General features: G+C 72.5%; 2 protein-coding genes and 1 pseudogene. All 3 read left to right on the forward strand.

The annotated features are described in order from the left end of the window. Positions 1 to 4,184, forward strand: a 4,184-nt coding sequence (locus IE278_RS41350) for an SDR family NAD(P)-dependent oxidoreductase (protein ID WP_189780183.1), incomplete at its 5' end; no start/stop codon positions are given. Positions 4,185 to 4,378: 194 nt separating this feature from the next. Beyond that, positions 4,379 to 5,281 (forward strand): proline iminopeptidase-family hydrolase, encoded by a 903-nt coding sequence (locus IE278_RS41355; protein WP_189780184.1) that lies wholly within the window; start codon positions 4,379 to 4,381, stop codon positions 5,279 to 5,281. 8 nt (positions 5,282 to 5,289) lie between these two features. Continuing rightward, positions 5,290 to 9,489, forward strand: a pseudogene (locus tag IE278_RS41360) (type I polyketide synthase); the annotation flags it as partial.

Consider the following 9,489-nt stretch of genomic DNA (forward strand, 5'->3'; position numbering starts at 1 on the left):
GCAGCCGCATCATCGCGGAGGACCTCGCGGGCCAGGGCGGCATGCTCTCGGTGGCCCTGTCCCCGGAACGGGCCGCCGAGGCGCTCGCCGGGTGGGACGGACGGGTCGAACTGGCGGTGGTGAACGGCCCCACCTCCGTCGTCGTGTCCGGTGAGGTGGACGCGCTGGCGGAGCTCCGGGCGACGCTGGAGGAGCAGGGCGTCCGGGTACGGCTGATCCCCGTCGACTACGCCTCCCACTCGATGTTCGTCGAGGGGCTGCGCGACCGGATCCTCGCCGAGCTGGACGGTCTGTCGCCCCGCCCGTCACGGGTGGCGTTCTACTCGACGGTGACCGGTGCGCCGCTCGACACCGCCACCCTCGACGCCGCGTACTGGTACGCCAACCTGCGCCAGACCGTCCGCTTCGAACAGGCGTCGCGCGCTCTGCTGGACGACGGCTTCACCGCGTTCGTGGAGTCGAGTCCGCATCCCGGTCTGCTGGTCGGCCTGGGGGAGACCATGGAGTCGGCGGGCGTGGCCGGGGTGACGGCCGGCACGCTGCGCCGCGGCGAGGGCGGTGCGGAACGGCTCCTGACCTCGCTCGCCGAGGTGTTCACCGGCGGTGTGGACGTCGACTGGAAGGCCGCCTTCGACGGGACCGGGGCCCGGCGGACCGACCTGCCCACCTACGCCTTCCAGCGCCGCCGCTACTGGACGGACCAGAGCGCGGGCGCGGGCGATGCGACCTCCCTGGGTCTGGACGCCCCCGGTCACCCGCTGCTCGGTGCGGTCGTCCCGTCCGTGGCCCCCGGGACGGACGGCGTGACGCTCACCGGCCGGCTGGCGGTGGGCACCCAGCCGTGGCTCGGCGACCACGCCGTGTCCGGCGTGACGCTGTTCCCCGGCACGGGCTTCGTGGAACTCGCCGTACGGGCCGGTGACCAGGTCGGCTGCGGCCGGGTCGAGGAACTGGCACTGGAGGCGCCGCTGGTGCTCCCCGCCGAAGGCGGTGTCTCCGTACAGGTGGTGGTCGGCGCCCCCGAAGGCCCGGACGGCGGACGGCCCGTGACGATCCACACCCGCGCGGACGCGGACGGGCCCTGGATCCGGCACGCACTCGGCACGCTGGCCCCGGCTGGTCCGGCTGGTCCGACCGACTCGGCCACGGACCACGGGCTCGAACAGTGGCCCCCGCCCGGCGCCACCGAGATCGACGTCACCGGACTGTACGACGCACTGGGCGACCTCGGTCTGGAGTACGGGCCGGTGTTCCGGGGGTTGGGTGCGGCGTGGCGGCGTGGTGAGGTGGTGTTCGCGGAGGTCGCGCTTCCTGAGCAGGTGGAGGGGGACGGGTTCGGGTTGCATCCGGCGCTGTTGGACGCGGGGCTGCACGCCGTCGCCTTGACTGGCGCGGTCGGTGGCGAGGGGGTGGTGCTGCCGTTCGCGTGGTCGGGTGTGGAGTTGTTCGCCTCCGGTGCCACGGCGTTGCGGGTCCGGGTGACGCCGACCGGCACCGGCGTGGTGTCGATCCAGGCCGCGGACACGGCCGGGAACCCGATCGTGGCGGTCGAGTCGCTGGCCCTGCGGGAGATGTCCCCTGCCCAGCTGTCCGCCGCGGCCGGATCACCGTTCCACGAGTCGCTGTTCCGCCTGGAGTGGACACCGCTCCCGGCCGCGCGTGCGGGGCGGACCCCGGACTGGATCGCCTGGGGCGACCTGCGGGCCGAAACCCCCGTACCCGAAATGGTGGTGCTGCCCGTGACCGGATCGGCCGGCGCCGAACCGGCACGGAAGGCCGTGCACCAGGTGCTCGACGTCGTTCGGGCGTGGCTCGCCGACGACCGGTTCGCGGGCGCCCGTCTCGTCGTCGCCACCTCGGGCGCGGTGTCCGTGGACGGCGAGGACGTCACCGACCTCGCGGGCTCGGCGGTATGGGGACTGGTGCGCTCCGCGCAGTCGGAGGACCCCGGGCGGATCGTCCTCGCCGACCTGGACGATCCCGCCGCCGTCACGAGCGTGCTTCCGGCCCTGGCGGCGTCGTCGTCGGACGAGCCGCAGGTCGCCCTGCGCGACGGCGTGCTGCGGGCGGCCCGCCTGGCGAGGGTGCCGTCCGAACCCGCCCCCGCCGGGGGGTCCGGGGAGGACGGAGAGGCCGGGCGGGCCGGGGAGTCCGCCGAACCCGCGCCCTTCGGGGAGCCCGAGGAGTCTGCGGAATCCGCGGAGTTCGCGGGCGAGGGCCCCGTGCTGGTGACCGGTGCGCTCGGGGCGCTCGGCGTGGTCGTGACCCGGCACCTGGTCGCCGGACGCGGCGTACGGAACCTGCTCCTGGTGGGCAGGCGCGGAGCGGCGACACCCGGCGCGGCCGAACTCTGCGAGGAACTGACCGGACTCGGAGCCCGGGTGGAGGTGGCGGCCTGCGACGTGGGCGACCGGGACGCCCTCGCGGAACTCCTCACCGGCCGGAACCTGAGCGCCGTCGTGCACGCGGCAGGGGTGCTGGACGACGGAACGATCTCCTCTCTCACCCCCGAGCACGTGGACACCGTCTTCCGCCCGAAGGCCGACGCCGCCTGGTACCTGCACGAACTGACCCGGCACATGGAGCTGTCGGCGTTCGTCATGTTCTCCTCGGCGGCCGGCGTGCTCGGCACTCCGGGACAGGGCAACTACGCTGCGGCGAACGCGTTCCTGGACGCCCTGGCCGCACACCGCCGAGCCCACGGCCTGCCCGCCCAGTCCCTGGCCTGGGGGCTGTGGGGCGCGAGCGACAGCGGCATGGCGGGCCGGCTCGACGACAGCGACCTGCAACGCGTCGGCCGCTCGGGCGTCGAAGCACTCTCCGCCGAACAGGGACTCGGGCTCCTCGACACCGCCGGCCGTCTCGACGCGGCGGCGCTCGTCCCGATCCGGCTGAACCTCAGGGCTCTGGCCACCGCCGGTGACGACCTGCCGCCGCTGTTGCGGGACCTCGTACCGCGCTCCCGGCGCACCGCCACGGCGGGCCGGGCGGACTCGGGCGCGCTCCGCGCACGACTCGCCGGCCTCTCCGAGGACGAGCGGGCCAGGGAACTGCGGACGCTGGTACTGACCTGCGCCGCCGGGGTCCTCGGCCACAGCGGCCCCGAGGCCGTCGACCCCGACCGGGACTTCCTGGAGGCGGGCTTCGACTCCCTCGCGGCGATGGAACTGCGCAACGGACTCAACGCCGCGACCGGACTGCGCCTGCCCGCGATGGCCGTGTTCGACTCCAAGAACCCCGCCGAGCTGGCCCGCCATGTCCAACTGCGGCTGGCGGCCGACCTCGAGAGCCCGGGTACGGGCACGGGTACGGACGGCGAGCCCACCGCGGACACCGACGGCGACACCCTCAGCGACCTGTTCCGCGCGGCCGTACGGGCGGGGAACGTCACCCAGGGGTTCGTCCTCCTCGGCGCGGTCGCCGACATCCGTTCGAGGTTCACCGGCGGCGCCGACCTGCCGAGCCAGCCCCGGCCGGTGGTCCTCGCGGACGGGCCCACACGGCCACGCCTGATCTGCGTCTCCACGCCCATGGCGGTCGGCGGTGTCCATCAGCACGCCCGGCTCGTCTCGCATCTGCACGGCACACGGCATGTCACGGCGCTGCCGCTGCCCGGCTTCGCAGCGGGGGAGAGCCTTCCCGACTCGCTCGACGCCGTCACCGAGGTGATCGCCGACAGCGTGGCACGGGCCGCGGAAGGGGAGCCGTACGTCCTGCTCGGCTACTCCTCCGGCGGCCTGGTCGCGCACGCGGTCGCCAGCCGCCTGGAGGCGGCGGGCGCCGGCCCGGAGGGGATCGTCCTGCTGGACAGCTTCCAGGTCCGCGACGAGGCCATGACCGTCGGACAGGAGTCCCTTGCCCTGAACCTGCTGGAGATGGAGCCGACGTTCGGCCGCTTCGGCAGCGCCCGGCTCTCCGCGATGGGCCTGTACGCCAACCTCCTGCTCGACTTCACCCCCGGCGAACTCCGCGCGCCCGTCCTGTTCGTCCAGGCCGCCGAGTCGTTCATCACCGGCCCCGGTGAGGAACCTGCCGGCGAATCAGATGGTGACCGGTGGCTGGCCGCGCCCTGGAACGACACCCAGATCCTCAGGTCGGCTCCCGGGAACCACTTCTCCCTCGTACAGGAGGACGCGGAAACCACCGCACGGATCGTCGACGAGTGGATCGCCTCGATGAAGTGAACCCCCTCTCCACCCCTGCGCCCCGCGGGCGACCCCGGTTCCGCCCCCGGATATAGGGGGTGGCCGGGCCACCTCAGGGGAGTTCCCGGAGCTGTTCCGTAACTAGTGTCGTAATGACCGCCGCGGCCCGCGAAACGGCCGTGGCGAGCAATTGACGGCGTGCGTCGAGAGACGAGTCGAACGGGGTGATTGAGGTGTCGTTGGCTCCCCATGCCAAGGGAAGCGTGCCATTCGGCGCGTACGAGACCTGGTATCGCGTCACCGGTGACCTGCGCGCCGGCGGGCCGCCCCTCGTGGTCGTCCACGGCGGACCGGGCAGCACCCACGACTACCTGCGCTCTCTCGCCTCGCTCGCCGAGCTGGGACGGCCGGTCGTGCACTACGACCAGATCGGCAACGGCGGCTCCACCCACCTGCCCGGACGGGGCCCTGAATTCTGGACCGTGGAGCTGTTCCTCGACGAACTCGACAACCTGCTGAACAGGCTCGGAATCGCCGACGACTACGTATTGTTCGGCCAGTCCTGGGGCGGCACGCTCTCCGCGAAACACGCCTCGGCGAAACCACCGGGCCTACGGGCTCTGGTCATCGCCAATTCCCCCGCCTCCTATGTCCTGTGGCGCCAGGAAATGAAAGTCCTGCGGGGACTGCTGCCGCCCGGGGTCGACGAGACACTGGCCCGCCACGAGGCCGCGGGAGACACCGACAGCGAGCAGTACCTCCAGGCCATGACGGTCTTCTACAACAGGCACGTGTGCCGGCTCCGGCCGTGGCCGCGCGACTTCGTGGCGACGCTCATGGAGATCCAGAACGACTCCACCGTCTACCGCACCATGAACGGCCCGAGCGAGTTCCATGTGACCGGGACGCTGCGGGACTGGTCGGTGGAGGACTGTGTCGCCGACATCGAGGTGCCGACCCTCCTGATCTCGGGCCGGCACGACGAGGCGACACCCGCGACCGTGCGGCCGTTCGCCGAACTGATCCCCGACGTCCGGTGGGAGGTCTTCGAGGAGTCGAGCCACCTGCCCCACCTGGAAGAGCCAGAACACTTCACACGGGTGATGGCCGACTTCCTCAACGAGTTCGGAGGCTGAAGGTGGACGCGTCCGCCGAGGAGATCATCGAGGCGCTCCGCGACTCGCTGCTGGAGAACGAACGGCTCCGGCAGAGCAACGGACGGCTGGAGGCCGCCGCCACCGAACCGGTGGCGATCGTTGGCATGGCCTGCCGCTACCCAGGCGGCGTCACGTCCCCCGACGACCTGTGGCGGCTCGTCGCCGAGGGCACGGACGCCGTGTCGGGCTTCCCCGCCGACCGCGGCTGGGACACCGGGCGCCTCTACGACCCCGAGCCCGGCACGCCCGGCAGGAGCTATGTGCGCGAGGGCGGATTCCTGCTCGACGCGGCCGGGTTCGACGCCGCCTTCTTCGGGATCTCGCCGCGTGAGGCCCTCGCCATGGACCCCCAGCAGAGGTTGCTGCTGGAGACGTCGTGGGAGGCCCTGGAGCGCGCCGGCATCGACCCCGGCTCACTGCGCGGCGGCCGAACGGGCGTGTTCGCCGGCGTGATGTACCACGACTACGGCACCAGCTCCAGCAACGGAAGCATCGTCTCGGGCCGGGTCGCCTACACGCTGGGTCTTGAGGGCCCCGCGGTCACCGTCGACACCGCCTGTTCGTCCTCGCTGGTGGCGCTGCACCTGGCGATGCGGTCGCTCAGGTCGCAGGAGTGCTCGCTGGCACTGGCCGGCGGTGTGACGGTGATGGCGACCCCGGAGACGTTCGTCGACTTCAGCGAACAGCGCGGGCTCGCCCCGGACGGCCGCGTCAAGGCGTTCTCGGCCGCCGCCGACGGTACGGGCTGGGGCGAGGGCGCCGGAATGCTCCTCCTGGAGAGGTTGTCGGACGCGCGGCGCAACGGTCATCCGGTACTGGCGGTGGTGCGCGGCTCGGCGGTGAACCAGGACGGCGCCTCCAACGGTCTGACCGCGCCGAACGGTCCGTCGCAGCAGCGGGTGATCCGGCAGGCGTTGGCCGGTGCCGGTCTCGGTACCGGCGATGTGGACGCGGTGGAGGCGCACGGTACGGGCACGACGCTGGGCGATCCGATCGAGGCGCAGGCGTTGCTGGCGACGTACGGGCAGGACCGTCCGGTGGACAGCCCGCCGCTGTGGCTGGGGTCCATCAAGTCGAACATGGGGCATGCGCAGGCGGCGGCGGGTGTGGCCGGGGTGATCAAGATGGTGCAGGCGATGCGCCATGGGGTGCTGCCGCGTACGTTGCACGTGGATGCGCCGTCCTCGCAGGTGGACTGGTCGGCGGGCCGGGTGGAGCTGCTGACCGAGGCCCGGGAATGGCCGCTGACCGAAGGCCGTCCGCGGCGGGCGGGGATCTCCTCGTTCGGGATCAGCGGGACCAACGCCCACGTCATCGTCGAGCAGGGCCCGGCGGATCCGCGGGATGACCGGGATGACAGGGGCGACAGGGGCGACCGGCCGTCCGTGTCGGGCACGGTGCCCTGGGTGTTGTCCGCGCGGAGTCGGGACGGGCTGCCCGCTCAGGCCGCCCGGCTGCTGGATTTCGTGACGGACCGTCCGCTGCTGCGCCCCGCCGATGTCGGGTTCTCGCTGGCGACGTCGCGCGCGCTCTTCGAACACCGCGCGGTGGTGGTGGGCCGCAACCGGGACGACCTGATGGCAGGCCTGCGTACGTTGGCCGACGGTACCTCCGGCGGTGGCGTCGTCCACGACGTCGCGGGCGCCGGCCGGACCGCGTTCCTGTTCTCGGGGCAGGGTGCGCAACGGGCGGGTATGGGACGGGAGTTGTACGAGGCCTTTCCGGTGTTCGCGTCGGCGCTGGACGAGGTGTGTGCCGCTCTGGACAGCCATCTCGACCGGCCGATACGCGAGGTGATGTGGTCCGAGCCGGAGCTGCTGGGACAGACGGCGTTCACGCAGGCGGCCTTGTTCGCTATCGAGGTGGCGCTGTTCCGGCTGCTCGATTCGTGGGGTGTACGGCCTGACTTCATGGCGGGTCATTCGATCGGTGAGTTGGCTGCGGCGCATGTCGCCGGGGTGTTCTCGCTGGAGGATGGTGCGCGGTTGGTCGCCGCGCGGGGCCGGTTGATGCAGGCACTGCCCTCGGGTGGGGCGATGGCCGCGATCCAGGCCACCGAGGACGAGGTCGCCCCGCTGCTGGACGACGCGGAGGTGGCGATCGCGGCGGTCAACGGCCCGACGTCGATCGTGGTGTCGGGTGCGGAGGCCCAAGTCGGCGCGGTCGAGGCCCACTTCGCCGCACTGGGTCGGAAGACGAACCGGCTGCGGGTCTCGCACGCGTTCCACTCCCCGCTCATGGATCCGATGCTGGCCGCCTTCCGTGAAGTCGCCGAGACCGTCACCTACAGCACCCCCGCCGTCCCGGTCGTCTCGAACGTGACGGGCGGCCCGGCGGAAGGCCTGGGCTCGGCCGACTACTGGGTGCGGCACGTCCGTGAGGCGGTCAGGTTCGCCGATGGGATACGGCACTTGGCGTCGGAAGGTGTCACCCGGTTCGTAGAGCTGGGACCCGACGGCGTCCTGACCGCCATGGCACGGCACTGCGTAGAGACAGACTCCGGCTCCGGAGTTCTGTTGGCCACGCAGCGAAAGGACCGCCCGGAGCCTGACGCGCTCCTCCTCGCCGTCGGCCAGCTGCACGCGGTGGGCATGTCCGTCGACTGGCGGGCCGTGTTCGCGGACCGGGACACGCGACCGGTCGAACTGCCCACCTACGCGTTCCGGCACGAGACGTACTGGCTCGACTCCACCGCCCAGGACTCCGATGTCTCCTCCGTCGGGCTCGACCCCGCGGACCACCCCCTCCTCGGCGCCGTGGTGACGACACCGGACTCCGGCGGCGTGGTGCTGACGGGCAGGCTGTCGACGGCCACCCGGCCGTGGCTGGCCGATCACGAAGTGCTGGGCACGGTACTGCTGCCAGGCAGCGCGTTCGTGGAACTGGCGATCCGGGCCGGCGACGAGGCCGGCTGCGATGTCCTGCGGGAGCTGACCCTCGGAGCACCCCTGGTGCTGCCGGAGCACTGCGGTGTCGCGGTGCGGGTCGTGGTCGGCGCGGCCGACGCGTCCGGCGACCGCCGGGTGAGCGTCCACTCCCGGCGCGAGGACGCCCCGCCCGGGGAGGACTGGACGCGGCACGCCGACGGGACGGTCGGCACGGGCTCCCCGGCCCCGGCCTCGTCCCCGTCCTCGGCGCCCGACCTCAGCACATGGCCGCCCGCGGACGCCACCCCGGTGGATCTGGCCGGGGCGTACGAACGCCTCCGGGAGGAGGACTACGCCTACGGACCCGTCTTCCAGGGGCTACGGGCGGCGTGGCGGCGCGGGGACGACCTGTACACCGAGGCCGTCCTGCCCGAAGAGGCCCAGGCCGATGCCGCACTGTTCGGTCTCCACCCGGCCCTGCTCGACGCCGGTATGCATGCCGAACTGCTCGACACGGAGCGGCGGGGAGGCAGGACACTGCTGCCCTTCGAGTGGACCGGCGTGACACTGCATGCCTCCGGCGCGTCCGCGATCCGAGTCCACACCAGGCTGGGTCGGGGCGACGGGCCGACGAGCATGACCGTGACCGACGAGAGCGGACATCCGGTACTCACCGTCGAGTCGCTGGCATCCCGGCCGATGTCGTCCGACCGCACCGGCAACGCGGGCGGGCGAGGCGACGTACTGCTGCGGACGGAGTGGACCCCGCGCCCGGTGGACCGGTCGGCCACCGCCCGCTGGGCGGTACTGGGCACCGACCGGGCCGGGCTGCCGGCCGACGTGCCCGCGTACACGGACCTGACCGCACTGGGCGCGGCGGAGATCCCCGACGTGGTGCTCTGGGCGTTGCCCACAAGCACCGGGGACATCCCGGCGGCCGTCCACGCGCTGACGCACCGGGCACTGGACGTCATCCAGGAGTGGCTGGCCGACGAGCGGTTCGCCGCGTCCCGCCTGGCGGTGGTCACGCAGGGACCCACGCTGGCCCAGGCACCGGTCCAGGGCCTGCTGCGCGCGGCCCAGGCCGAGAACCCGGGCCGTTTCGTCCTCGCCGATGTGGACGGCCGGGACGCCTCACTCGACGTCCTGCCTGCGGCGATCCTCTCGGGCGAACCCGAAGTAGCCGTACACGAGGGCGAGTTGCGGGTACCGCGCCTCGCCGAGACCGACACATCACACGCCTCCGGCACGTCATTGCCGGTGTGGGGTTCGGGGTGGGTGTTGGTGACGGGTGGGACGGGTGGTTTGGGTGCGTTGGTG

It is taken from the genome of Streptomyces tauricus (assembly GCF_014650955.1).
Classification (GTDB): Bacteria; Actinomycetota; Actinomycetes; order Streptomycetales; family Streptomycetaceae; genus Streptomyces; species Streptomyces tauricus.